Source organism: Rhizobium leguminosarum bv. viciae USDA 2370, from assembly GCF_002008365.1.
Classification (GTDB): Bacteria; Pseudomonadota; Alphaproteobacteria; order Rhizobiales; family Rhizobiaceae; genus Rhizobium; species Rhizobium leguminosarum.
In genome coordinates this window covers 113,557-137,884 of record NZ_MRDL01000047.1, presented here as the reverse complement: position 1 = coordinate 137,884, position 24,328 = coordinate 113,557, and the positions used below count along the sequence as shown (strand labels likewise).

At 62.4% G+C, this 24,328-nt stretch carries 24 protein-coding genes; 13 read left to right on the top strand and 11 right to left on the bottom strand.

The genetic code is table 11. The features are described from left to right. Window positions 1-57: 57 nt before the first annotated feature. A complete protein-coding gene (locus BS629_RS24670) occupies window positions 58-477 on the bottom strand; it encodes a universal stress protein (RefSeq protein ID WP_018241247.1) in 420 nt (139 codons plus the stop codon). Between the two features lie 293 nt (window positions 478-770). On the opposite strand from BS629_RS24670, the gene BS629_RS24665 reads away from it, so the two are divergent. The 3 genes from BS629_RS24665 to BS629_RS24655 all read left to right on the top strand — a co-directional run bounded on the left by BS629_RS24665 (window position 771) and on the right by BS629_RS24655 (window position 4,282). Beyond that, window positions 771-1,631, top strand: coding sequence for a VOC family protein (locus BS629_RS24665; protein ID WP_032980181.1), 861 nt, complete (start codon window positions 771-773; stop codon window positions 1,629-1,631). A gap of 176 nt (window positions 1,632-1,807) precedes the next feature. Continuing rightward, entirely contained in the window at window positions 1,808-2,974 is a 1,167-nt protein-coding gene (locus tag BS629_RS24660) for an AI-2E family transporter (protein WP_018241245.1), read from the top strand. Window positions 2,975-2,992: 18 nt separating this feature from the next. Then, complete coding sequence (locus tag BS629_RS24655) at window positions 2,993-4,282, top strand: NAD(P)/FAD-dependent oxidoreductase (RefSeq protein ID WP_018241244.1); 1,290 nt, start codon at window positions 2,993-2,995, stop codon at window positions 4,280-4,282. Window positions 4,283-4,313: 31 nt separating this feature from the next. Here BS629_RS24655 and BS629_RS24650 read toward each other — a convergent pair whose 3' ends face one another. Then, a complete protein-coding gene (locus BS629_RS24650) occupies window positions 4,314-5,126 on the bottom strand; it encodes a polysaccharide deacetylase family protein (protein WP_018241243.1) in 813 nt (270 codons plus the stop codon). Between the two features lie 102 nt (window positions 5,127-5,228). Continuing rightward, complete coding sequence (locus BS629_RS24645; protein WP_003557772.1) at window positions 5,229-5,618, bottom strand: DUF930 domain-containing protein; 390 nt, start codon at window positions 5,616-5,618, stop codon at window positions 5,229-5,231. Window positions 5,619-5,871: 253 nt separating this feature from the next. Here BS629_RS24645 and BS629_RS24640 point away from each other — a divergent pair, with 253 nt between their 5' ends. After that, window positions 5,872-7,980, top strand: a complete 2,109-nt coding sequence (locus BS629_RS24640; protein ID WP_018241242.1) for a S9 family peptidase — start codon at window positions 5,872-5,874, stop codon at window positions 7,978-7,980. Between the two features lie 17 nt (window positions 7,981-7,997). Continuing rightward, complete coding sequence (locus tag BS629_RS24635) at window positions 7,998-8,522, top strand: DUF1697 domain-containing protein (protein ID WP_018241241.1); 525 nt, start codon at window positions 7,998-8,000, stop codon at window positions 8,520-8,522. Window positions 8,523-8,533: 11 nt separating this feature from the next. On the opposite strand, the gene BS629_RS24630 is transcribed toward BS629_RS24635, so the two are convergent. Next, on the bottom strand, window positions 8,534-9,202 hold the full coding sequence (locus BS629_RS24630) for a TetR/AcrR family transcriptional regulator (RefSeq protein ID WP_018241240.1): 669 nt from the start codon (window positions 9,200-9,202) through the stop codon (window positions 8,534-8,536). A gap of 219 nt (window positions 9,203-9,421) precedes the next feature. On the opposite strand from BS629_RS24630, the gene BS629_RS24625 reads away from it, so the two are divergent. Continuing rightward, a complete protein-coding gene (locus BS629_RS24625) occupies window positions 9,422-10,369 on the top strand; it encodes a homocysteine S-methyltransferase family protein (protein ID WP_018241239.1) in 948 nt (315 codons plus the stop codon). Between the two features lie 21 nt (window positions 10,370-10,390). Next, complete coding sequence (locus BS629_RS24620) at window positions 10,391-10,621, top strand: hypothetical protein (protein ID WP_018241238.1); 231 nt, start codon at window positions 10,391-10,393, stop codon at window positions 10,619-10,621. Window positions 10,622-10,638: 17 nt separating this feature from the next. On the opposite strand, the gene BS629_RS24615 is transcribed toward BS629_RS24620, so the two are convergent. After that, on the bottom strand, window positions 10,639-12,093 hold the full coding sequence (locus BS629_RS24615; RefSeq protein ID WP_018241237.1) for a DHA2 family efflux MFS transporter permease subunit: 1,455 nt from the start codon (window positions 12,091-12,093) through the stop codon (window positions 10,639-10,641). A 249-nt stretch (window positions 12,094-12,342) separates the two neighbouring features. Here BS629_RS24615 and BS629_RS24610 point away from each other — a divergent pair, with 249 nt between their 5' ends. The 3 genes from BS629_RS24610 (at window position 12,343) to BS629_RS24600 (ending at window position 16,941) form a co-directional block, all read left to right on the top strand. Beyond that, window positions 12,343-13,845, top strand: coding sequence for a protein adenylyltransferase SelO (locus BS629_RS24610; protein WP_018241236.1), 1,503 nt, complete (start codon window positions 12,343-12,345; stop codon window positions 13,843-13,845). Window positions 13,846-14,042: 197 nt separating this feature from the next. Then, entirely contained in the window at window positions 14,043-16,382 is a 2,340-nt protein-coding gene (locus BS629_RS24605; protein WP_018241235.1) for a glucose/quinate/shikimate family membrane-bound PQQ-dependent dehydrogenase, read from the top strand. Window positions 16,383-16,476: 94 nt separating this feature from the next. Beyond that, a complete protein-coding gene (locus BS629_RS24600) occupies window positions 16,477-16,941 on the top strand; it encodes a hypothetical protein (RefSeq protein WP_018241234.1) in 465 nt (154 codons plus the stop codon). Window positions 16,942-17,000: 59 nt separating this feature from the next. Here the strand turns inward: BS629_RS24600 and bla are convergent, their stop codons facing one another. From bla to dmeR, 3 genes are all read right to left on the bottom strand, one after another. Further along, window positions 17,001-17,918 carry a class A beta-lactamase gene (bla, locus tag BS629_RS24595; RefSeq protein ID WP_018241233.1) on the bottom strand — a complete coding sequence of 306 codons (918 nt, stop codon included), beginning with the start codon at window positions 17,916-17,918 and terminating at the stop codon, window positions 17,001-17,003. Window positions 17,919-18,031: 113 nt separating this feature from the next. After that, entirely contained in the window at window positions 18,032-19,063 is a 1,032-nt protein-coding gene (gene dmeF, locus BS629_RS24590) for a CDF family Co(II)/Ni(II) efflux transporter DmeF (protein ID WP_026188319.1), read from the bottom strand. Window positions 19,064-19,220: 157 nt separating this feature from the next. Continuing rightward, the gene (gene dmeR, locus BS629_RS24585; protein WP_018241231.1) at window positions 19,221-19,493 is read right to left on the bottom strand and encodes a Ni(II)/Co(II)-sensing transcriptional repressor DmeR; all 273 of its coding nucleotides are present in this window, start codon (window positions 19,491-19,493) and stop codon (window positions 19,221-19,223) included. Between the two features lie 269 nt (window positions 19,494-19,762). Here dmeR and BS629_RS24580 point away from each other — a divergent pair, with 269 nt between their 5' ends. Next, complete coding sequence (locus BS629_RS24580) at window positions 19,763-20,257, top strand: GNAT family N-acetyltransferase (protein WP_018446273.1); 495 nt, start codon at window positions 19,763-19,765, stop codon at window positions 20,255-20,257. Between the two features lie 107 nt (window positions 20,258-20,364). After that, window positions 20,365-20,994: a glutathione S-transferase family protein gene (locus BS629_RS24575; protein WP_018241229.1), complete on the top strand. Its 630-nt coding sequence runs from the start codon at window positions 20,365-20,367 to the stop codon at window positions 20,992-20,994. A gap of 145 nt (window positions 20,995-21,139) precedes the next feature. Here the strand turns inward: BS629_RS24575 and BS629_RS24570 are convergent, their stop codons facing one another. The 3 genes from BS629_RS24570 to BS629_RS24560 form a co-directional block, all read right to left on the bottom strand. Beyond that, window positions 21,140-22,054, bottom strand: a complete 915-nt coding sequence (locus BS629_RS24570; protein ID WP_018241228.1) for a cytochrome c — start codon at window positions 22,052-22,054, stop codon at window positions 21,140-21,142. Between the two features lie 137 nt (window positions 22,055-22,191). Beyond that, window positions 22,192-22,632, bottom strand: a complete 441-nt coding sequence (locus BS629_RS24565; RefSeq protein WP_018241227.1) for a c-type cytochrome — start codon at window positions 22,630-22,632, stop codon at window positions 22,192-22,194. Between the two features lie 190 nt (window positions 22,633-22,822). After that, the gene (locus tag BS629_RS24560) at window positions 22,823-23,458 is read right to left on the bottom strand and encodes a LysE family translocator (protein WP_018241226.1); all 636 of its coding nucleotides are present in this window, start codon (window positions 23,456-23,458) and stop codon (window positions 22,823-22,825) included. Between the two features lie 128 nt (window positions 23,459-23,586). Here BS629_RS24560 and BS629_RS24555 point away from each other — a divergent pair, with 128 nt between their 5' ends. Beyond that, window positions 23,587-24,279: a helix-turn-helix transcriptional regulator gene (locus tag BS629_RS24555; protein ID WP_018241225.1), complete on the top strand. Its 693-nt coding sequence runs from the start codon at window positions 23,587-23,589 to the stop codon at window positions 24,277-24,279. Window positions 24,280-24,328 lie beyond the last annotated feature (49 nt).

Here is a 24,328-nt window from a genome sequence, read left to right as displayed (position 1 = left end):
ACTGCGGCAAAGCGCACCGGCGGTAAATCTTCGTGACAGGCCGCAGTGGCGCAAAAATCAAATCTTCTGCCGGTCGACCAGCACCGAGCATTTGGCATGACGCACGACCCGGTCGGCGGTGGCGCCGATGAAGTAGTTGGAAAAGTCCGGAACGTGTGAGGCGACGATAATCAGATCCGCGCCGTGGCTTTCGGCGGTCGAGATGATGGCTTTGGCAGGCGGGCCGTTGGCGATCTCGACGGTTGCCGTGACGCCGGTGGTTGTCAGCAGCGCTTGCAGCTTGTCGCGGCTGTCCTGCATGGCGTCCTCGACCATATTGGCAGGCAACTCGATCGCGACATAGCTCGGCACATCTTCGATAACGTTGAGCGCGATGATCTCACCGCCGTCATCGAGCAAGGACGCGGCCTTGCGGAGGATCTTTTCTCCCTTTTCGATGCCGCCGAGCGCGATCGCTACGATGATCTTTCTGTACATGGCTTCCCTCCATGACTAGTATTTATAAGCTTCCTCTAAATAAGATATGGGCGCGTTGACGGCGATCAAGTGGGCGCAAGTCATCGTCAACATCTGTTCAACGCTTCATCCTCAAAAACGGGCCTTCTGTGAACAATCGGAATGCGCCATATAGGGATCAAGTACGGCAACCGAGGGACCAGAGGCGAATGAACCGGCGAAACTTCCTCGGGCTTGCCACAGGCGGCATGTTTGCCGCCACCGCCGGTACGCCTTCTCTCTTACAGGCCAATTCAGAGGCAGGAGAACAATCCATGACGACCGAAACTTCCTATGCGCTGACGCGGCCCGCCTATATCGACCAGTCGCATCTCGTCGTCACCGACCTTGGCCTCGTTTCCGGTTTCTATCAATCGATGCTTGGCCTGAAGGTCATCGAGAAGACGGCGAGCGGCGAAGTGCTGGGTGTCGGCGATCTCCCTTTGCTGACGCTGACGACCGCAAAAGATGCGACCATCGCGCCGCGCAATGCCGCCGGCCTTTTCCACACCGCCTTCCTTATGCCGAGCAGGACCGAGCTCGCACGCTGGCTGCGCCATGCGGCACAGAACAATGTCGCGCTCGACGGCGCCTCGGACCATCTCGTCAGCGAGGCGATCTATCTTTCCGATCCCGAAGGCAACGGCATCGAGATCTATGCCGACCGGCCGCACGAACAATGGAAATTCCACCAGGACGGCATGGTGGAGATGGCGACGCTTCGCCTCGACCTGCAAGCGCTCTATAACAGCGCGCCTGATGAGCGCTGGGACGGCATGGCGGTGGGAACGGCGATCGGTCACCTGCATCTGCAGGTCGGCGACATCCCGCAGGCCGACGCCTTTTACCGCGACGTCCTCGGCCTCAAGCTGATGGCGCGCTATCCCGGCGCGAGCTTCTTTGCGAGCGGCGGCTATCATCACCATCTCGGCGCCAATATCTGGAACAGCCGCGGCGCGACGGCTCGCGCCAGCAATATGACCGGGCTTTCGGACTACAAGATCCGTTTCAACGACAAGGCGACGCTGGATGCGGCGGTCTCCAAGCTCGATGCGCTGGAGATCAAAAGCGAGAAGCGCGACGGCGGCATATTCCTCAGGGATCCCTGGGGCATCGGCCTGACGCTGTCGGCGTAATTTCCAGGTTGCCGCAGATCAGCCATAGCGGTTGAAGACGCTCACGCCATGCGGGCAATGCCATCGGCGCAAAGACATGCCGGATGCACCTTCACAGGCGGTCGTTCCTTCAGGGAACCGGAACCCTATCGGTGCGTTTCCGTGAGGAAGCAATGGGGCTTCGGGGACCTCACCGCATGGGCATCGCCAATGGCATCCGCAAACAAGCAAAGAAAATCGCGATCGGCGAACGCCACACCAGCGCCTGGGCACAGTCGCTGAAGGAAGCTGCGGAAGAACTGCCGCCGCCTCCGCTGCACCGTCTGGAAAAGGATGGGCTCGACGTCAGCATGGCCTGGGCGATCATCGGCATCTTCGGCATTCTTTTTCTTGCCGCGGTCTACCTGATGTCGCTGATCCTCATCCCGATCACACTTGCCGTCGTCGTCGGCATGATCCTCGGCATGGCGGCAGAAAAACTCGGCAAGATGGGAGTGCCGCGGCTTGCCAACGCCTTCATGCTGTCGAGCGCCGTGGCGCTGGTGATCTTCCTGCTGATCAACTCGCTTGCCGACCCGCTGATGACGCTTGCCAATGAGGGCCCGGCCTTCGCCGAGCGAACCATAAACCGCGTCATGCCATATCTGGAACGCATCAGATGGCTGCATATCACGCCGGCGACATTCGAAAGCGGGTCGATGTCGATCGGTGCGCTGCTCGAAAACACCGGCAACGTGCTGCACGTGGTGACGAGTAGCCTGACGCCGGCGCTGGTGCAGGGGATGATCTTCTTTGCGGCGCTGCTGTTCTTCCTCGCTGGTCGGGTCAACTTGCGCAAGACGATCATCATGACCTTCCGCACCCGCACGCAACGCCTGGCGGCAATCCGTGTCATCAATGCCGTAGAGCAGGTGCTCGGCTTCTATTTCGCCACGGCCTCGCTGATCTATGTCGGGCTCGGCGTCGTCATGACTGTCATCGCCTATGCCGGTGGGCTGTCGGCCCCGGTGCTCTGGGGCTTCTTCGCCTTCCTGTCGAGCTTCATCCCCTATCTCGGCATCACGCTGATGACACTTGCCGTCGCGGTCGCCGGCATCCTGACCCATGATGGCATCCTCATCGGACTGATGCCGGCGGCAGCCTTCTTCACCGTGCATCTCCTCATGGAGAACCTGATCTTCCCGGCGGTGATGGGACGGCGGCTGGAAATCAATCCCTTCGTCGTCTTCCTCGCCATCCTGTTCTGGACATGGATGTGGGGTGCCGTCGGCGCCATGCTGGCGCTGCCGCTTTCGCTGATCGTCATGACTATTATCGACGAGTTGCTGATCGAGGAAAAACCGCAGCCGCAATTGCCGAAATAATCAACCGGGGAAACCTTCGTGGCAGCTGATCTCGACCTTACCGAATCCGATCATGACCAGATGGTCAGCGGCCGTTCTCTCTGGGGAAAAAGCGGCATTCGGCCCGAATGGCGGCCGATCGAGCAGAGCTTTTCCACCGACATCGCCGTGATCGGCGGCGGCATTACCGGCGCATTGGTTGCCGAACATTTGACGGCCCGCGGTTTCTCGGTTGTTGTCATCGACCGGGAGGAGCCCGGTTTCGGCAGCACCGCGGCGAGCACGGCGATGCTACAATGGGAAATCGACAGCACCCTCACCGAGCTCGAGGATTATTACGGTTTCGAGCGTGCGGCCGGCATCTACCGCCGCAGTGGTGCCGCGGTCGCCGGCCTTTCCAAGCTGATCGCCGCAAACGAGATCGCCTGCGGCTTCCGGTCGCGCAATACGCTCTATCTGGCTGATGGCCGCGAAGGCGCGCGCAACCTGCTGGAGGAGCGCCAGCTTCGTCGCCGGGCGGGCCTGCCCGGCGTCTATCTCGAACATCCCGATCTCTTCACACAGTTCGAACTCGACCGGGATGGTGCGATCTATTCGCCGGGTTCGGCGGAATGCGATCCGCTGCTTCTGACCTGGGCGCTCCTGGAGATGGCCGTCCGGCGCGGCGCGCGGCTGGTCAACGCTTCCGTGGCTGCGCTTCACAGCGAAGGTGACCGCGTCATGGCGGAGACGGATGGAGGCCACGTCATCGAGGCGCGGCATGTCGTGCTTGCGACCGGCTATTCGATGCCGGGCCTCGACATGCCGAAACTGCATCGGTCGAGTTCGAGCTGGGCGCTCGCCACCGTGGCGCAGGACCCGGCAAATTTCTGGCGCGACAGGGCGCTGATCTGGGAGGACAGCCACCCCTATCTCTACATGCGCACGACACCGGATAATCGCATCGTCGCCGGCGGCGAGGATGACGATACCACGGATGCCGAGGTACGAGATCGGAAGCTGCCGGCCAAGATCGTCGCAATCCAGGAGAAGATGAAGCGGCTGTGGCCGAAGGCGGATACACGCGTCGCCCATGCCTGGTGCGGCACCTTTGGCGAGACGGCCGACGGCCTGCCGCTGATCGGTCCGGTGCCGCAGATACCACATGTGTTCGCAGCCTATGGCTACGGCGGCAACGGCATCACCTTCTCCTATCTCGCCGCGCAAATGATCGGCGCCATGCTGGCCGGCATGCAACGGGATTGGTTCGAGGATTTTGCCGTCGACCGCGACGGACCGGGTTTAAGAACGCTGCACGAGCGCTTCCGACCGGAAATCATGCTGCGTTAAATCTGGTTCGAGACGGAAGAAGCTTCGGCCGCTATTCGGTCGTCTTGTCGTCGCCGGTGTCCTCGACATCCTGGAGTCGGACGAATTGAGTCCCCTTGGCCTTGAGATCGACCAGTGCTTTGGCCACCCCCTCGCCGGCCGCATGGGTCGGCTGGTTGACGTGGGAGATGACGACGTCGCCGTCCCTGGCCGAGGCGATACGCTTTTCGGTGATCACAGCCCCGAGCAGCGAGCCGCCGTCGCCATTCACCGAATAACCGGCAATGCGATAGCCCATGGCGCGGATCTCGCCGATGGCGGAAAGATCATATTTGGCGGTCGAGCCGCGGAACCAGTGCGGCGCCGGGATGCCGGCAGCGACCATAGCGGCAGCGCCGCCTTCGACTTCCTGCCGCACCGCCTGCGGCGAGCCGGCAGATGCGATGCCATAGATCAGCGTCGGCGTGTCGACGGCCGGAATATGGTTCTGGCCATGATTTTCGAGTTCGAAGAGATCGGGATTCTGCAGGAACACGGCGACCGCGGCGGGATTGCGCTTCAGCCAGCGGGCGGTGACGAAGATCGTTGCCGGGATGCGTTCACGCACCAAGGTCGAAAGGATGCGCTCGTCCGCCTGCCCCATGCAGGCATCGAAGGTCAGCGCAACACGGGCATGGCCGGCGACATTGGAACGGGCGATATGTAGATGCGGCTCGACGAGTTTTGGCGCCGGCGCCTTCGGGGCCGGACTGACTGCAGCCGGGACCGGACCGAGCGCGGCCGACACGGCTGACGGGATTTCGTCCGCCAATGCAGCGGAGATGCTGACCAGAAGGAACGCCGAAGCGAGCAGGATGCGGTTCATACGATGGATTTCTATGATTCGAGCTGCCGATTTTAGCGGCGGCTCTCCCCCGGCGCCATGCGGCCGGTTGTCACCGCAGCCGCCTGGACGGACAGGGCAGCATCAATCATAGAGATAATACTTGTCCCACTTCTCGCGCGGCACCTTCTCGCCGATCTCGTAGTTGAGTTCGCGCACATTGATATGCTGCGGACCGGTGATGCAATTGTAGGAGAGATGGTACCAGTCGCCCTTGCTGCGGAAGACGGCACCCGGCGCGTCCAGCGAATTGTCGCCGGGGATCGGGTCCTTGAAGGTGTAGGCGATCACCTTGTCTGGCTTGAAGCCGGTGCTGTCCTTGTTGATGCGGCTCATCGCCTCGGTGTCGCAACTCTGTTCCAGGCGGGTCGAGGGATCGAGTTTTTCCAGCTGCTTCTTGATGGCGGGATCAACGGCAAAGGCGGGGGCAGCGAGGCTTGCGAGGGATACAAACAGGAGCAGACGTTTCGGCATTGCGGAGAAAATCCCTTACTGTTGTCCATTCTTCACCCTGCCACAGGCGGCTTGCCGGAGGCTTGGCACGTGCAAATTTCGCGCGACGAGAGCGGACTTTCTTAAATATTGTGGTGACATCAAGGCAAGGCGGGCAAAGTGTCCTCCTTGTCTGTGGAAGGTCATCCGCGCCCTTGCCGCACCCTTGCCGCTTGATCCGGGACCAGTGCGCCTCTATCTCTTGCCAACCCGACATTCCCACCGGAGCCATTCCTTGTCCGCTTTCAAGAGCCTGCCGACCCCGCCTGCCGCACCGAAGAAGCCCACCTCCGATACGCGCCACGGCATCACCCGCACGGACGACTATGCCTGGCTGCGCGCCGACAACTGGCAGGCGATGTTCAAGGATCCGTCGATCCTCGATCCCGAGATCCGCCGCCATCTCGACGCTGAAAACACCTATATGAACGCGGCGATGGAGGACACCAAGCCGCTGCAGAAGGTGCTGTTTTCCGAAATGCGCGGCCGCATCAAGGAAGACGACAGCTCGGTCCCGATGAAGGACGGTGCCTATGCCTACGGCACCTTCTATGTCACCGGCGGCGAACAGCCGCGTTATTTCCGCATCGCCCGCGACGGCAATGTCGCCGACGAGGCGATCCGCACCGTGCTGCTCGACGGTGACAAGGAGGCGGCCGGCAAGGCCTATTTCCGCCTCGCCGGCCTCGACCATACGAGCGACCACAACCGCGGCATCTGGGGTTATGACGACAAGGGTTCGGAGTTCTTCACGCTGAAGGTGCGCGACCTCCAGACCGGGCAAGACCTGGAGGACCGGATCGAGAATACCGGCGGCGGCGGCGTCTGGGCGCCGGATGGCAAGAGCTTCTTCTATTCGGCACTCGACGAGAATCACCGGCCATCGAAGGTGTTCCACCACATTCTCGGCCAGCCGCAGTCGGAAGACCGGCTGGTCTATGAGGAAGCCGATGCCGGCTTCTTCATGGGCGTCGGCGGCTCGCTGCTCGACGATGTCATCTATATCGACATCCACGACCACGAGACCAGCGAATACCGGCTGCTGTCGACCAAGGACTTGACCGCCGAGCCGAAGCTGGTGGCGGCGCGCGAGGAAGGCATCGAATATTCGCTGACCGAGGGCGGCGACGTCTTCTACATCCTCACCAATGACGGCGGCGCCAAGGATTTCAAGATCATGGAAGCGCCGGTCGACAATCCGGTGAAGGAAAACTGGCGCGAAGTGGTCGCCCACAAGCCCGGCACGCTTGTTATCAGCCACATGGCCTATGCCCGCCATCTCCTGTGGCTGGAGCGCAAGGACGGGCTGCCACAGATCATGATCCGCGACCGCAAGACCGGCGAGGAACATGCGATCGCCTTTGCCGAGGAAGCCTATTCGCTGGGGCTGCAGGGCGCGGCGGAATACGACACCGATATCATCCGCTTCTCCTATTCCTCGATGACGACACCGTCGCAGCTCTATGACTACAACATGGTGACGCGCGAGCGCACGCTGTTGAAGACGCAGGAAGTGCCGTCCGGTCACAATCCCGACGACTACGTCACCCGCCGCGTCTTCGCTCCGGCGTGGGACGGCGAGAAGGTGCCGGTCACCCTGCTCTATCGCAGGGATACCCCACTCGACGGCAGCGCGCCCTGCCTGCTCTACGGCTATGGCGCCTACGGCATCACCATTCCGGCCGGCTTCAACACCAACTGCCTGTCGCTCGCCGACCGCGGCTTCGTCTATGCCATCGCCCATATCCGCGGCGGCAAGGACAAGGGATTTTCCTGGTACGAAGACGGCAAAATGGACAAGAAGACGAATACCTTCAAGGACTTCGTCGCAGCGGCCGACTATCTGAATCAACAGAAGTTCACCTCTTACGCGAAGATCATCGCCGAGGGCGGATCGGCCGGCGGCATGCTGATGGGTGCGGTTGCCAACATGGCGCCGGAGAAGTTTGCCGGCCTCATCGCCGCCGTTCCCTTCGTCGACGTGCTCAACACCATGCTCGACGACACTTTGCCACTCACCCCGCCGGAATGGCCGGAATGGGGCAATCCGATCGACAGCAAGGAAGAATACGAGCAGATCGCATCCTACTCGCCCTATGACAATGTCGGCGCAAAGGCCTATCCGCCGGTCCTGGCGCTCGGCGGCCTGACCGACCCGCGCGTCACCTATTGGGAGCCGGCCAAGTGGGTGGCAAAGCTGCGCGACAAGACGACGGGCGACGCGCCGATCCTGCTCAAGACCAATATGGACGCCGGCCATGGCGGCGCCTCGGGCCGCTTCCAACGGCTGGAAGAGATTGCCTTTGAGTATGCGTTTGCAATCAAGGTTGCCGGCAAGATGTAAAGGATTCGGAGGAGCCGATGACGGTCTTTGTTGCATTGCTGCGCGCCGTCAATGTCGGCGGCACCGGCTCTTTGCCGATGGCCGAACTGAAGGCGATCTGCGAAGGCCTCGGCTTTTCCGACGTGAAGACCTACATCCAGAGCGGCAACGTGCTTTTCCGCTCGGATGAGGCGGAAAAGACGGTGGAGGAGCGGCTCGACGAGGCGCTCGGCAAGACGATGGGCAAACGCCCAGGCGTGATGGTGCGCAGCCGCAAAGAACTCGACAAGCTTGCCGCCGACGCACCCTTCCCCAAGGCCAAGCCGAACTTCCTGCTGGTCTACTTCCTGCCCGAAAAGCCGCCCGGCGATGCGCTGGAAAAGATGGTGGCGCCCGACGGCGAGGAGGCGAAACTCGCCGGCCGGGAAATCTACGTGCATTATCCCAACGGCTCCGGCCGCTCGAAGCTGAAACTGCCGGCGCTGAAGCCTGGGACCTCGCGCAACCTCAACACCGTGCGCAAGCTCGCGGAAATGGCCGCGGCGATGGAAGGCAAGGACTGACGCCCAAAAAGCTAGTGCGGCTCTGCGCCTCCATGAAAGGCTGAACCGCTCGACGCCCTCGGCATCTCCGCCACCGGCAGGAAGAGCATCTTCACGAAGGTGCGGAGCATCAGCACCTGTTCGGCCAGCGTGTTCGGCTCCTTCAGCGTCTTCGACAAAACGATGCCGCCTTCCAGGACTGAGGACACCATGTCGGCAAGCTGGTCGACGTCGACGGGTTCGCGCAGCGGATAGACGGCCACGATTTCCCGGATCATGCGGCCGAAGCGGCGCCGCCAGGCAAGCACCGCATTCCGGTTGATCTCCTGTATCTCGCGGTCGAACAGCCGCTCGTAATAGCAGATGCCCGCCACAAGACAGCCCGGATGGCCGTTCGGCAGGTCGGAGAGCAATTCGGACAGCAGCTTCAGGCCGAGCAGGAAGGACTGCAGCGGATCGTCGACCAGATCGCGCGCGCGGCTGAAGATCTCGTCGTAGATGCGCTCGTCATTTTCGATGTAACGGTTGAGCAGCGCCTTGGCGAGCTCGTTCTTGTCTCTGAAATGATAGAAGAAGCCGCTCTTGGTGATGCCGGTCTCGGCGATCAGCTCCTCGATGGATGTGCCGCCGAAACCCTTCTGCAAGACTGCCGCTTCGGCCACATCGAGGATGCGGGTCCGCGTTTCCTCGCCCTTTCGCATGTCCCCTCCTGTACCGACGGTACAGTTTTCAGCGCCGCACCTTCAGGCTTGCTTGCGCCCCCGGCAGCATCGGTTGAAGCAAGCAATTGATATCAATCGGCAAAAACCAAAACCACCTGGAGTATACCGCAAGTCGTCTAGTTTGGCAGCCGATTAAGCGCCAGAACATCATTCATCGACGGCAGCCGTTTCGGGCGCCGCGAGGGAGAGGCTTCAACAATGGCAAAGTACAGAAATGGTTTGCCGCAGCTCAAAGGCGGCACCTTCATTACCGATGGCGGCATGGAAACGACGATGATCTTCCAGGAAGGGATCGAGCTTCCGCATTTCGCCGCCTTCATATTGCTGTCTTCCGAAGACGGGCGGCAGCGCATGCGGAATTACTATCGCCGCTATCTCGATATCGCCCGGCGGCACGGCACGGGCTTCGTGCTCGACACCGCCACATGGCGAGCCAATCCGGACTGGGGACAGAAGCTCGGCTATACCAGCGAAGCCCTGAAGGCGGTCAACGAGGAGGCTGTCGACCTGCTCGTCGGCTTACGCGGCGCCTATGAGCGGCCGGAGCAGCCGATCGTCATCAGCGGGGCGATCGGCCCGCGCGGCGACGGCTACAAGGCAGGCAGCATGGATGCGGCCGAAGCGGAAGACTACCACGCCTTTCAGATCGGGACTTTTGCCGGCACGGAAGCCGATATGGTGAGCGCCTTCACGCTGACCAATATCGACGAGGCGATCGGCGTGGCGCGGGCGGCACAGTCGCTCGGCATGCCCTCGGCCATCTCCTTCACGCTGGAGACGGATGGCCGGCTGGTGACGGGCCGCAGCATTCAGGACGCCATCGAGACGACGGATGCGGCGACCGGCGGAGCGCCGGCCTATTACATGATCAACTGTGCCCATCCGACGCATTTCGAAACAGCACTCGATCCTGGAAGCGCCTGGGTGAAGCGCATTTCCGGCATCCGCGCCAATGCCTCGACCATGAGCCATGAGCAGTTGGACAATAGCGAAACGCTGGATGCAGGCGATCCCGAAGATCTCGGCCGCCGCTACCGCAAGCTCATCGACCGCATGCCTGCGGTGCGCGTGCTTGGCGGCTGCTGCGGCACCGACCACCGCCATGTCGCGGCGATCTGCGAGGCATGCCTGCCGCAGGCGGCGTGACGACCTGAGAGGGAGGAGAGAATGACGATTGGGGGCACGATGATGCGTGGGCGCGGCTGGCACGATCTGTGGCTTGCGATTACGGGACGGCAGAGGCGCACCGAGCCTGAGGCGACCGTGGAGGTGGCGCTGCGGGATAGTGATCTCGCCTTCGGGGGCTTGCCCGGCCAGATGACCTACGGCCTCGAGGCAGACCGGCGCGAGGGCCGGCTCTTGCGACGCCGGCAGCCGCGGGAGCCGGTCGGCTTCTGACGAAGGGAAAGGCGGTGTCAGCCTTTGGCGACGGCGCCTTTCGTCTGCTTGGCCTTGTAGCCGGTGATCTCCTCGCCGGCAGTCGGCGAGAAGCGCAGGTTCCAGAAGGTCGCGGTGATCGAGATGATCGTGACGACGATGAAGGCTGCCGAGAAATCGCCAAGGGCCGGCGTCTCGGCGCCATTGAACGCCATGGAGCCGTGCAGCGCCAAGGCGCCGATGCAGATGCCGAGCGACAGCATCAGCTGCTGGAAGGTGGTGTAGAAGCTCGTGGCCGAGCTCATCCGCTCCTTGCTGATCTCGTCATAGGCAATGGTGTTATAGGCGGTGAACTGGAACGACAGGAAGAAGGCGCTGAGCACCAGGACGATAAAGACCAGCGGCATCGGCCAGTCCGGCCGGAAGGCGGCACAAAGGCCATAGCCGATCGTCCCGAGGATACCGTTGAGGATGAGACTCCTGCGGAAGCCCAGCCGGCGGAAGACAAACTTCGCCATCGGCTTCATGGCGAGAGCGCCAAGCGCGGTCGCGATGATGATCTGGCCGGCCGCGGCGGCAGACAGGCCGAAGCCGATCTGGAAGAGCAGCGGCAGCAGGAAGGGCTGCGCTCCTTGCGTGATGCGCGTCAGCGAACCGGCAATGACCGACGTGCCGAAGCTCGGCACCTTCATCAGCGAGAAATCCATGATCGGCGACGGGTGCTTGCGGGCATGTCTGAGATAGGCGATGCCGAAGAGCAGGCCAAGCGCGATCAGGAAGATCGAAAACGCACCCTCGCCCTCATGGCTCGACATTTCGAAGCCGAAGAGCAGCGAGCCGAGCGAGACGCCGGAAAGAATGAAGCCGATCGTATCGAACGGACCGCTTGCCTTGCCCTTGACCTCGTCGATGTAGATCGAGACAAAGATCATGCCAATGATGCCGATCGGCACATTGATATAAAAGATCCAGCGCCAGTCGAGATAAGTGACGATGAAGCCGCCGAGCGGCGGGCCGACGATCGGGCCGATCAGCGCCGGCACGAGCAGCCAGGACATGGCGCTGACCATATCCTTTCGGTCGACGCTGCGCATCAGCACCAGGCGCCCGACCGGCATCATCATCGCGCCGCCGATGCCCTGCAGCAGCCGCGCCAGCACCAGGAAGGACAGCGTCGGCGCCAGGGCACAGAGGATGGAGCCGACGACGAAGACGGCGATGGCCGAGCGGAAGACGGTGCGGGAGCCGAAACTATCGGCCATCCGGCCGCTTGCCGGAATGAAGATCGCAAGGCTCAAGAGATAGGAGGTCAAGGCGATCGACATGGCCGGGGCGCTGACGCCGAAATCACGTGCCATGGTCGGCAGCGCGGTCGCAAGCACGGTCGCATCGATATTTTCCATCAGCATCGCACTCGCGACAATCATCGCGATCACCCGGAAATTGGGTGTGGCGCGCCGAACCATCGGCGCCTGGTAAATCTGATCCGACATCGTCCGGGATCACTCGCGGTGGCGCGGCGGAGCACACAAGGCAGCAAGGCCGCGGGGGATGACATGGCGCAAAGCCAAGGGGAGACGATCTGCTATACGCCCGCGATCATGGCGGCGCTATGTCGTTTATGGCAAAGCTGCTTTGACGAGAGGTAAAGGCAGATCACGATTCCTTGCATGGGTCTGTTCTTCGTGAAGGTCTTCATCCCCTGGCTTGCGCGGCATGCATCCTAGCCCTACCTATGAACCATGACCTCCGCCCTGCAGAAAAACCGGCCCGGTGCGGCCTTTCCGTTCGACAATAGCTATGTCGGCTTGCCGCCGCACTTCTTTGCGGCGCAAGTGCCGACACCGGTGACGGAGCCCTGGCTGATCAAGCTCAACGAGCCGCTCGCCGCCGAGCTTGGGCTCGACGTCGAGGCCCTACGCCGCGACGGTGCGGCAATCTTTTCCGGCAATCTCGTTCCCGAAGGGGCCGAGCCGCTGGCAATGGCCTATGCCGGGCATCAGTTCGGCGGCTTCTCGCCGCAGCTCGGTGACGGGCGGGCGATCCTTCTCGGCGAGGTGGTCGACCGCAGCGGCAAGCGCTACGATATCCAGCTGAAGGGCGCCGGACCGACGCCTTTTTCGCGCCGCGGCGATGGGCGGGCGGCAATCGGGCCGGTATTGCGCGAATATATCATCAGCGAGGCGATGTTTGCGCTCGGCATTCCCGCCACACGGGCGCTGGCGGCGGTGACGACAGGCGAGCCGGTCTATCGCGAAGAGGTGCTGCCGGGCGCGGTCTTCACCCGCGTCGCGGCCAGCCATGTCAGAGTCGGCACGTTCCAGTACTTCGCGGCCAGGGGCGACACTGACGGTGTACGGGCTCTGGCCGACTATGTGATCGACCGGCACTATCCCACATTGAAAGAGGCCGAGAACCCGTATCTCTCGCTCTTCGAAGCGGTCTCCGAACGCCAGGCGGCGCTGATTGCCCGATGGCTGCATGTCGGCTTCATCCATGGCGTGATGAACACGGACAATATGACCGTCTCCGGCGAGACGATCGATTTCGGCCCCTGCGCCTTCATGGATACCTATGATCCGGCGACCGTCTTTTCGTCGATCGACCAGCATGGCCGTTACGCCTATGCCAACCAGCCCGGCATCGGCCAATGGAACCTCGCAAGGCTCGGCGAAACGCTGCTGCCGCTGATCGACGCCGAGCCCGACAGCGCGGTCGACAAGGCCAATGTGGTGATCAAGCGTTACGGCGAACGGTTCCAGGCGCATTGGCTGGCCGGCATGCGCGAAAAGATCGGCCTTGCCGGTGAAGAGGACGGCGATCTCGAACTGGTGCAGGCGCTGCTGTCACTGATGCAGGCGCAGGGCGCCGATTTCACCCTGGCCTTCCGGCGGCTATCGGATCTTGCCGGCGATGACGTCGCAGCGCCCGCATTTGCGGCAAGTTTCCGCGAAGCGGATGCCTGCGGCCCCTGGCTCACGCAGTGGCGCGAGAGATTGTCCCGCGATCCGCAGACGGCCACTGAGCGCGCCATTGCCATGCGCAGCGTCAATCCAGCCTTCATTCCGCGCAATCACCGGGTCGAACAGGCGATCAAGGCTGCCGTCGAGGACGGGGATTTCTCGCTGTTCGAGGCGCTGCTGAGCGTGCTTTCGAAACCCTATGAGGACCAGCCGGGCTTTGCCGCCTATAGGGAACCACCGAAGCCGGACGAACGGGTGCTTGCGACCTTCTGCGGAACGTGACGGGCGGTCTTGCCCGTTTAGGTGGAGCATTTGTGCCACGGCGATCCGCTTCGATCCGGCCCGACGCGCCGTTCGGTGCATCCGCGCCCTGCGGCAATTGTGGCCGTTGAAAGGCATCTCCCTCGCGCTATCTGCCTGATCGGCGGGGCTTTTCCGCCGATCCTTCACCCCGGCTAACCTCAGCGGGAGACTGCCTTATGGCGATCATCGTCACCTCCATCTTCTTCATCATCATCGGGCTGGCACTCGGCGGTGGCGGGCTCTGGCTCGTCACGCTCGGCGGCAGCGTCTTCTATCTGTTTGCCGGGCTGATGTTCGTGATTACCGCCGGTCTGCTTCTGATGCGCAAGGCGGTGGCGCTCTGGGTCTATGCGGTGCTCGTCGTCGCAGCACTCGCCTGGGCGATCTGGGAGGTTGGCTTCGACTGGTGGCAGCTCGGCCCGCGCGGCGGCATGATCATCCTGCTCGGGCTCTGGCTGCTGACACCATGGATCCGCCGGCCGCTCGGCCTGCGCAGCCCGACGGGCATCACCTACGCCGCCAACCCCTGGCCGCTCGCCGTGCCTGTCATCCTCGCCATCCTCGTCGCCCTTTATTCGATGACGACTGACCCGCATGATCTTGCCGGCGAACTGCCCAAGGACATGGTCGCCGCCAATCCCGCCTTCGGCGGCAGCGTGCCGGATGGCGAATGGCATCAATATGGCCGCACGCCTTTCGGCCAGCGCTATTCGCCGCTCGACAAGATCACAGCCCAGAATGTCTCCACTCTCAAGGAAGCGTGGCGATACCAGACCGGCGACGTCAAACGGCCGGAGGATATTAGCGAGACGACCTATCAGGTGACGCCGCTCAAGGTGAAGGACACGCTCTATCTCTGCACGCCGCACAACTGGGCGATCGCGCTCGATGCCAAGACCGGCAAGGAGAAATGGAAATACGACGCCAACTCAGGCATGAACCCCGACCGGCAGCATCAGACCTGCCGTGGCGTCACCTATTATGCCGATCCAACCGTTGCCGCCGGCCAGCCCTGCGCCGAACGCGTCTACCTGCCGACATCCGATGCCCGGCTGATCGCGCTCGATGCGGCGGACGGGAAGGTCTGCACCAGCTTTGCCGACCAGGGCGTGCTGCATTTGGAAACGGGCATGCGCTACAACCCGGCCGGCTATTACTATTCCACCTCGCCGCCGGTCGCGGTGGCGGGCAAGATCATCGTCGGTGGGGCGGTGAACGACAATTATTCGACTGAGGAACAATCCGGCGTCATCCGCGCCTTCGACATCAATACCGGCGCATTGGTCTGGAACTGGGATTCCGGCAATCCCGACGTGACGACGCCGATCACCGAGGGCCAGACCTATACGACCAACTCGCCGAACAGTTGGTCGGTCTTCAGCGTCGACGAGACACTCGGCATGGTCTATATCCCGCTCGGCAACCAGGTGCCCGACCAGCTCGGCATCAACCGCAGCGACAATGTCGAGAAATTCTCCTCCTCGATCGTCGCGCTCGATATCGCCACCGGCCAGTTGCGCTGGGTGCGCCAGACGGTGCATCACGATCTCTGGGACATGGACGTCCCGGCCCAGCCGGCGCTGATCGACCTGACGAAGCAGGACGGCACCGTGGTTCCAGCCCTGGTCGGCCCGACCAAGCAGGGCGATCTCTATGTGCTCGACCGGCGCAGCGGCGAGCCGATCATCCCGGTCAAGGAAATCCCGGCGCCGGGTGGTGCGGTCTCCGGCGATCATACTTCGCCGACGCAGCCGATCTCGGACCTCACCTTCTCGCCGGAGCCGCTTCAGGAAAAGGACATGTGGGGCGTGTCGCTGTTTGACCAGCTCGCCTGCCGCATCGACTTCCACCGCTACTACTATGAGGGCCGCTATACGCCGCCTTCGCTCAAAGGGACGATCGTCTATCCCGGCAATTTCGGCACCTTCAACTGGGGCAGCGTGGCGGTGGATCCGGAGCGGCAGATCATGTTCGGCATGCCGACCTATCTCGCCTTCACCTCGCGCCTGGTGCCGGCCGCCGATATTCCGCCGAGAGGCCAGGACGAGAAGGGCAGCGAACAGGGGCTCAACCGCAATGACGGCGCGCCTTACGGCGTGTTCATGGGTCCCTTCCTCGGGCTGCTCAAAATCCCCTGCCAGGCGCCGCCATGGGGCTATGTTGCGGGCGTCGACCTGCGCACCGGCAAGATTGCCTATATGCACAAGAACGGCACGGTGCGCGACATGACGCCATTGCCCCTGCCCTTCAAAGTGGGCGTACCCGGCATCGGTGGACCGATGCTGACCAAGGGCGGCGTCGCCTTCTTGGGTGCCGCGGTCGACAACTACCTGCGCGCCTATGACGTGACGAATGGCAAAGAGCTCTGGCAGGCGCGGCTTCCCGCCGGCGGCCAGGCGACGCCGATGACCTATGAGACTGATGATAACAAGCAATATGTCGTCATGGTCGCCGGCGGTCACGGCTCTGTCGGCACCACGCCCGGCGATTACGTGATCGCCTATACGCTGCCTTGATGGGAGAACCCTTTCTCCTCAAGAGAAGGCACCGGCGCAAGCTCTAGGCATGGCTGCATCGCCATTCTCTCCCCGTTTTTCGGGGAGAGTTTTTATGGAAATCTCTAGCAATATTCGCAATTATTACGGGGTCGGCGGTCTTTTCGATCAGTCGGCCAAATCCAAGAATCAGCAAACGACGGACTTCGACAGCACTGCGCGCAATACCGCGCCCGGTCTCGAGCCCAGCAGCACGCCGCCTTCGATCGCCAATACGATGTGGGCCCTGCAAAGCAGCGAAGGCCCCTACATCAATCAGCCTTCCGACGATGAAGCGGCGGCGAGTGCGGCGCATGCCGCCCTGGTCGACGAATTCTCCAAATGGGGCAACATGACGCCGGCGGAATATATCCGGGCCCGCTATCTCGAGCAGCACGATCTGACCGAGGCCGATCTGGCCGCCATGCCGGCCGACCAACGCGCCGCAATCGAGAAGGAAATCACCGAGCAGATCAAGCGCGAGATGGCCGGTATCGAGGATGATGGCACCAAGACGGCGGACGATATCACCGCCGCCTGAGCCACAGGCAGATCTAATCCAGCATGCGGCGGGAGCCTTCTCCGCCGCATTTTCCCGATTCACACCATCTCGACGATCATGCGGCCGACTTCGGCAAAGACCGGGTTGAGTTCCTTCACCGGCACGGTCGTCTCGCTGATATAGACGGCTGCGACGATCGGACCGCGATCCGGCGGCCAGATCACAGCGATATCGCCGAGAGAGCCATTCGGCCCGGTGCCGGTCTTGTCTCCGACCTTCCAATCCGCCGGCAAGCCGGCGCGCAGCCGCTCCTTGCCTGTCGTGCTCGCCACCAGCCAGGCGATCAGCCTGTCGCAGGATGCTTCGGCGAGGACCGAGCCGAGCGTCAGATTGCCGAGCGTGTCGAGCATCGCATCCGGGGTCGTCGTGTCGCGCGGGTCGTCCTTTCGGCCCTCGTTCAGCGTCGGTTCGGTGCGGTCGAGACGGGTCGTGCCGTCACCGATCGAGCGCAGCCATTCGGTCAGCGCCGCCGGACCGCCAAAACTTTCGAGCAGCAGATTGCCGGCCGTGTTGTCGCTGACGGTCACCGCCGCCTCGCAGAGTTCGGCAATGGTCATGCCATCGGTGCCGGCATGTTTTTCGCTGAGCGGCGAATAATCGACGAGCTTGTCCTTGCCATAGGTCACCCGCCGGTCGAGGTTCTCCTCGCCCTTGTCGGCACGGGCAAGCACGAAAGCGGCGGCCAGAGCCTTGAAGGTACTGCACATCGGGAAGGCCTCGCTGCCGCGATAGCCGAAGGAGATGCTCGTCTCAGTGTCGAGCACCGAGACGCCGAGGCGGCCGCCGGTGCGTTTTTCCAGCGCAGCAAGGCGGCGCTCGATGTTGTCGTCGCCCTCCTCGGCACTCTCCTTGGCCCCCTCCTCGGCGTTGGCGGGAATCGCCAGCGCGGGCAAGCCCATCGCAGGCAGGCACAATGCCGAGCCTATCAGCATGCGGCGGGTCAGACTGAGATCCATGAAATCCTCCGGCAAATCAGGAGGACAGAGCTAAGGCGAGATTGCGGCGGCATCTCGTCCCCAAGGTGATGTTAATCGTCCGTCGAGCGACCTTTGTCGTCCGATCGCGCCGATCACGCCGCGCGCGTAACCTCGACCGTTACATGCGACAATTCCTCCAACGCCGAAAGCCTGCCCTTGTAGAAGGCCGGATCGCGCGGCTTCGAGGTAAGGACGGCAACAATTGCGGCATGATGGCCGGGGCCGACCTGCCAGACATGCAGATCGGTGATCCGGTCGTCCTCCGTCTCGATGGCGCCGCGGATCTCCGCCGGCAGCGTCTCGCCTTCGGAAATGACGTCGAGCAGGACGACGCCGGAGGATTTCATCAGGCTCCACGACCAATTGGCGATCACCAAACCGCCGACGATGCCCATCAGGGGATCGAGCCAGAGCCAGCCATAAAGGCTGCCGAGCGTCAGCGCCGCGATGGCGAGCACGGAGGTCAAAGCATCGGCGATGACATGCAGATAGGCGGCGCGGATATTGTTGTCGCCGGTCTTTGCGTGATGGGCATGGTCGCCATGACCGTGCGGACGATGTCCATGCGCGGGATGGGCGTGGTTGCCATGACTGTGATGCGCGTGATGGCCATGCCCATGATGATGGTGCGCATGATCGCCATGCGCGACATGGCCGCCGCCGGCCAGCAGCCAGGCGCTGGCCAGATTGACGGCAAGGCCGATCACCGCCACGGCGATCGCCTGGGCAAAACCGATCGGCACGGGATTGGAAAGGCGCAGCAGGCTTTCCCAGGCCATCAGCAGGGCGATCAGGGTAAGGATGATAGCGCTGGCGAAGCCGGCGAGATCGCCGAGCTTGCCGGTGCCGAAGGTGAAACGCGGATTGCGTGCCTGCCGGCGGGCGAAGAGATAGGCGAGCGCCGAAATCAGCAGCGCACTGGCATGGGTCGACATGTGCCAGCCATCGGCGACCAGGGCCATGGAGCCGTAGACGGTGCCGGCGGCGATTTCCGCCACCATCATCACTGCCGTCAGCGCGATCACCAGCCAGATGCGCCGCTCGTTGCGCGTATGATCGGCGCCGAGGAAGACATGATCATGTTCCAGGGCATTGATTCCAGCTTTGTCGCTTCCCACACTCATGACAGGCTCCTTCGTCATCGCGCTTAGAGCGGTTCAGCGCTTCAGCGTTTCATGAAAACGCAAAACCGCTCTAAGCTTTTGTTTTTTACGCAATTCCCGGCAAAATCGCTTCGCGCTTTGCCTGGGAAAATCGCTTCACACTTTTCCTGGAATTGCTCTAGCGCATATAGGTTCTCAACACTTCCGATATGTCCTCGACCGCCTCCGCCCTTGCCGCATCGTCGGCGGCATTCAGCACGTGCTCACGCAGATGATCGTCGAGCACCTCGCCGGTCAGCCCGGTCAGCGCGCCGCGGACGGAGGCGAGCAGTTGCAGGATCTCGCCGCAAGGGCGCTCAGACTCGAGGGCGCGCTCGACCGCCTCCATCTGCCCCTTCAAGCGGCTGATGCGGGCGACGAGCTTCTTTTTCTGCAGGGTGGTGTGGGACATGATGGGTCCTCATATAGCATAGGGGGGTATACTATCAAGAGTGAGGCCAGGGCTCAATGCCTGTGATGGGCTCCGATCCGCCATTGACAAAGCCCGCATTTCCGACGATCTATGATCCATGATCAAAAACGCGCACCAGAGCCGCTCGTATTTTTGGCTGTACCTGTAAAGGGCGGCCGGACAAGATCATATTGTCAACAAGCCGCCGTCAGGCGGCTTTGTTGTATCGGCAGCGTCCTGACGGCAGAATATCAAAGGACGCGAAGACCATGACCGAAATCGAAGACAGCGAAATTTCACTGATGCGCCCATCGGTGGTGACGATCCGCGCCGCCAAGCCGCGCGACCTGCCCGAACTCAACGAGATGATCGCCCTGCTTGCCGCCCATCACGGCGATTCGGCAGGCACGACGGCGGAGCAGCTGGAGCGCGACCTCTTCGGCCCGCTGCCCTGGATTAATGCGCTCGTCGCCGAGACCGGCGGAGGGCTGATCGGCTACGCCATTCTCGTGCCGCTCTACAGGGCGCAGGAAGGCAAGCGCGGCATGGACCTGCACCACCTCTTCGTGCGTGACGGCCATCGCGGTCACGGCACCGGCCAGTTGCTCGTCGACCGGGCGCGCGAGACCGCCCGCAATGCCGGCTGCGGCTACCTCTCCGTCAGCGCCGCCACCGGAAACGTGCTGGCGCACCGCTTCTACGAACAGCTGGATTTCACCCCGCGTCCGGTGACCGGCATGCGCTATATGCAGTCGATCGCTTAGGGTGACCGGCTCGAAGGTTCGGCTTTCGCAAGAGCCGAAGCTCAACGCATCAAAACGGCTGCACAGTATTGCGCGACATGCTTTGTCGAATTGCATAAGGAGCTTTCATGCCTGATTTCAAACTCCATTGTTTCGCTCTGTCGGGGAATTCTTACAAGGTCGCGCTGTTCTTTGCGCTTGCCGGCATCGAGTGGGAAAGCATTTTCGTTGATTATCTGGGCGGCGAAACGCGAACCGAACAATGGCGAAAAACCATAAACGAACAGGGCGAGGCGCCTGTGCTCGAACATGGGCAAACGAAAATCAGCCAATCGGGGATCATCCTGGACTACTTGTCAGAGGTGACAGGCCACTTTGGGGCGCAGACGGTCGAAGAACGGCGTGACATCATGCGTTGGATTCTTTTCGACAACCATAAATTCACGAGCTACTACGCAACGCTGAGGTTCATGTATGGCCTTCAGAAGAGCGGCGAGACGCCCGTCGTCGAGTTTTTGAGACTGAGGGCCAAAGCTGCCTATGCCATTGTTGACGAACATCTGGCGCACCAGGCCTTCATGGTCGGCGACCGACTGACGATCGCAGACCTCTCTCTGGCGGGCTACGTCTTCATGCCGGAGGAAACCGGGATAGATCACAGCGCCTTCCCGGCTATCACAGCCTGGAAAGATCGTATCAGCAAGATGCCCGGCTGGCGCCATCCCTATGATCTGATGCCAGGTCCCACCTCCCTATAAGCAGGCGTAGGACCTTGCGAAGGTGCCAGGCACAACCGCACTTAAAGCGCGTCGCATCAAACTTGATTCATGCGACGCGCTTTGGATCTTTGTTTTTACGCATGTCGTTGCCGCAAAACCGCTGCGCAGTTTTGCGCAACATGCTTTAGCGTCCCGGCACGGCCTTCAGATAGGCGGCGATCGCCTCGCGGTCGGCGGCCGGCAGATGGGCGATGTTCTGCTGCACATCGACCATAGAGCCGCCGACGGAATCGAAATCGGGGGTGAAGCCGGTTTCGAGGTAGCTGGCGATATCGGCCTCGCTCCAGCCGCCGATGCTCTTGGAGGCCGGGGTGATATCCGGTATGCGGCCCTTGCCTTCCGGATTGGGGGCGCCGGCGAGCCACTGATCCGCCTGGAAGCCGCCCAGCGCATCGCGCGGCGTATGGCATTCGCCGCAATGACCGGGGCCTTCGACGAGATATTGCCCGCGCTTGATCTTGTCGTCGCTCTTGGCGAGCGCGACGCGCGGTTGGTCGCTGAAATAGAGGAATTTCCAGCCGCCGAGCGCCAGCCGGATGTTGAAGGGGAACGGCAGCTCATGCTGTGGCGCGACATTTGCGCTCTTCGGCAGGGTCTTCAGGAAGGCGAAGAGATCGTTGACGTCCTTATCGCTCATGCGGGAATAGGAGCTGTAGGGAAAGGACGGGTAGAGGTGCTCGCCACCCGGGCCGACGCCGCGCTTCATCGCGTTGCCGAATTCGGCGAGCGTCCAGGCGCCGATGCCGGCCTTTTCATCGGGTGAGATGTTCGGCACGTGGAAGGTGCCGAAAGGGCTCTTCAGCGCCAGGCCGCCTGCAAGCGTCAGCTTTGCATCGCCTTCGGAACCCGGTGCTGCATGACAGCTGACACAGCCGCCCGCCCAGAAAACCATCTGACCGTTCGCCGGGTCCGGCGCGCCGAGACCGGCCCAACGGCTCTCCGGCAGCGGATCGGGTGCGGTGACGAGATAGAAGGCGCCGCCGCCAAGCACGGCGACGCCGATCAGACAGAGCAGTAACCGGATGAACCTGCGGACCATGCTCCGCCTCCCCTTTACCGAGATTTTCCTGCTTGGAGCGGTTCTGCGACCAGCCCGCACGGGCGGAGAATAAGGTGATCCGCGCCGGCGGCAAGGCCGGCGCGGGTCGCGTATCAAGTTCCAGATCAAACGGCCTATCAATCCTTGATGCGATAGGCCTTGTGACAGCCGCCGCAATTGGCGCCGAGCGTGTTGACCGTGGCGCCGACGGCGGCGGCATCGGCCGGAAGCTGAGCCAGCGCGGTTTCGGCGTCGGTGGAGAGCTTGGCGGCGCGCGCCTTGAAGTCATCCATGTTTTCCCAGATCTTCGGGCTCGCCTCTTCGTCGCCCGTCTCGGTGCCCGGCTTGAACTGGTCGGGGAAGACCTTGGCCGTTGCGGCGATGGTCGTCAGCGCCGCCTTCACCGCCTCGGCGTCATAGGGCTTGGTGCCCTTGGCGATGGCTGCCAGGGCGCCGGCCGAACCGCCGATCTGCTTCATCAGCGCAATGCGCGAATCATGAGTACCGTCGGCGGCGGTCACCGAACCTAAGGCTATGCCGGCCATCGCTGCGGCGGCAGCTACTGCTTTCCAATTCATATTCCTCTCCATTTCTCCTCGGCCAAGTGGCCGGAGGCCAATCTGCACCGGGAGCATGACAAAATCCATGCGTCCGGACAGTCACGTTTTGCCGGATCAACATAAAAACAATGTGATAGGCAGTTCTCTGCTTTTATGCATGTCGTTATCCCGGAACCGCTGCACACTTCCGGGCGACATGCAGTGGCGCTCAGGCGCTTTTCCACCCCTGCCAAAGGCTGAAGGCGGAGACGACAACCAGCAGCAGTCCGGCGAAGCGGCCGACAAAGGCCGTGACGTCAGGGTTGGCGACGAGCAGGTCGCGGCTGCGGCCGGCCGTCATCGCCAGCGTGCCGTAGATGGCAAACTGGGTGACGACAGTCATGACGCCCATGATCAGCCCCTGCATCCAGATCGGGCCATATTCCGGTCTGAGGAACTGCGGGTAGACGGCAAACATGAAGATATAGGCCTTCGGGTTGACGAGACAGGTGACGGCGCCCTGGCGGAAGGCGCGCCAGCCGGAGTGCGCCGTTCCCGGGCCAACCGCCTCGACGGTGATCGAACTGCGGATCAGCGAAATGCCGATCCAGATCATGTAGGCGACGCCGGCAAAGAGCAGCACGTTGAAAAGCTGCGGCAGCATGGTGACGAGCACGCCGACGCCGGCTGCGCCATAGGCCGAATGCACGGCGCCGCCGGCCATGATGCCGCCGGTCGCCGCCAGCCCGCGTTTGACGCCGCCGGTTAGCGAATTGGCGAGCACGAAGAGCATGTCCATACCCGGCACGATGATGATGCCGAAGAGAAGGGTGAAGAAGAGCCAGAGGTTTTCGTGGTAGTTCATGTCAGTTACCGCCTTGAGTTCTGCGGGCCGTTTTGAAAGACCCTGATTGATTTCAATCTGATAGGCGGCTCTATACGGGAACCCAACTGACAGTGTATTGTCAGGAGCGTGGCGGATGGGAGAGGTAAATGCGCAAGGCCTCGCGGCTTTTCGAGATCATTCAGATCCTCAGGCTGGCAAAAAAGCCGATGACGGCGGCGACGATGGCGGAGACGCTCGAGGTAACCGTGCGCTCGATCTATCGCGACATCGCCGCCCTTCAGGCGATGCGGGTGCCGATCGAAGGCGGGCGCGGCATCGGCTACATCATGCGGCCGGGCTTCGACCTGCCGCCGCTAATGTTCTCGATCGAGGAGATGGAGGCGATCGTGCTGTCGCTGGCGCTGCTCGAACGGACGGCGGACGAGGAGCTGAAGCAGGCCGCGCGCCGGGTCAACCGGAAGATATCAGGCGCCGTGCCGCCGCCGCTGCGCCAGGCAATGGACAACAAGGCGCTCTATGCCTGGGGCTCGATCGCGCAGCCGGCGGGCTTCGACCTGGCGATCGTGCGCCGCGCGATCCGTGACGAACGCAAGCTGATGCTCGGCTACCGTGACGAACTCGGCCGCGCCAGCGAGCGGACGATCCGGCCGGTCGCGCTGATCTATTATTCGCAGACCGCCAATATCGTCGCCTGGTGCGAGCTGCGCCAGGCGATCCGCAATTTCCGCAGCGACCGGGTGGAGCGCTGCGCAACGAGCGAGGATTTCTTCAAGGGCGACGGCGACCGGCTGCGGGAGCTTTGGACCAGCGGCTGGACGGAGAAGGCTGTGCCTGCCTGATATCAGCCGTTCGGCCGATCATCGACACGCTCGATCGGCTTCCGCTGTT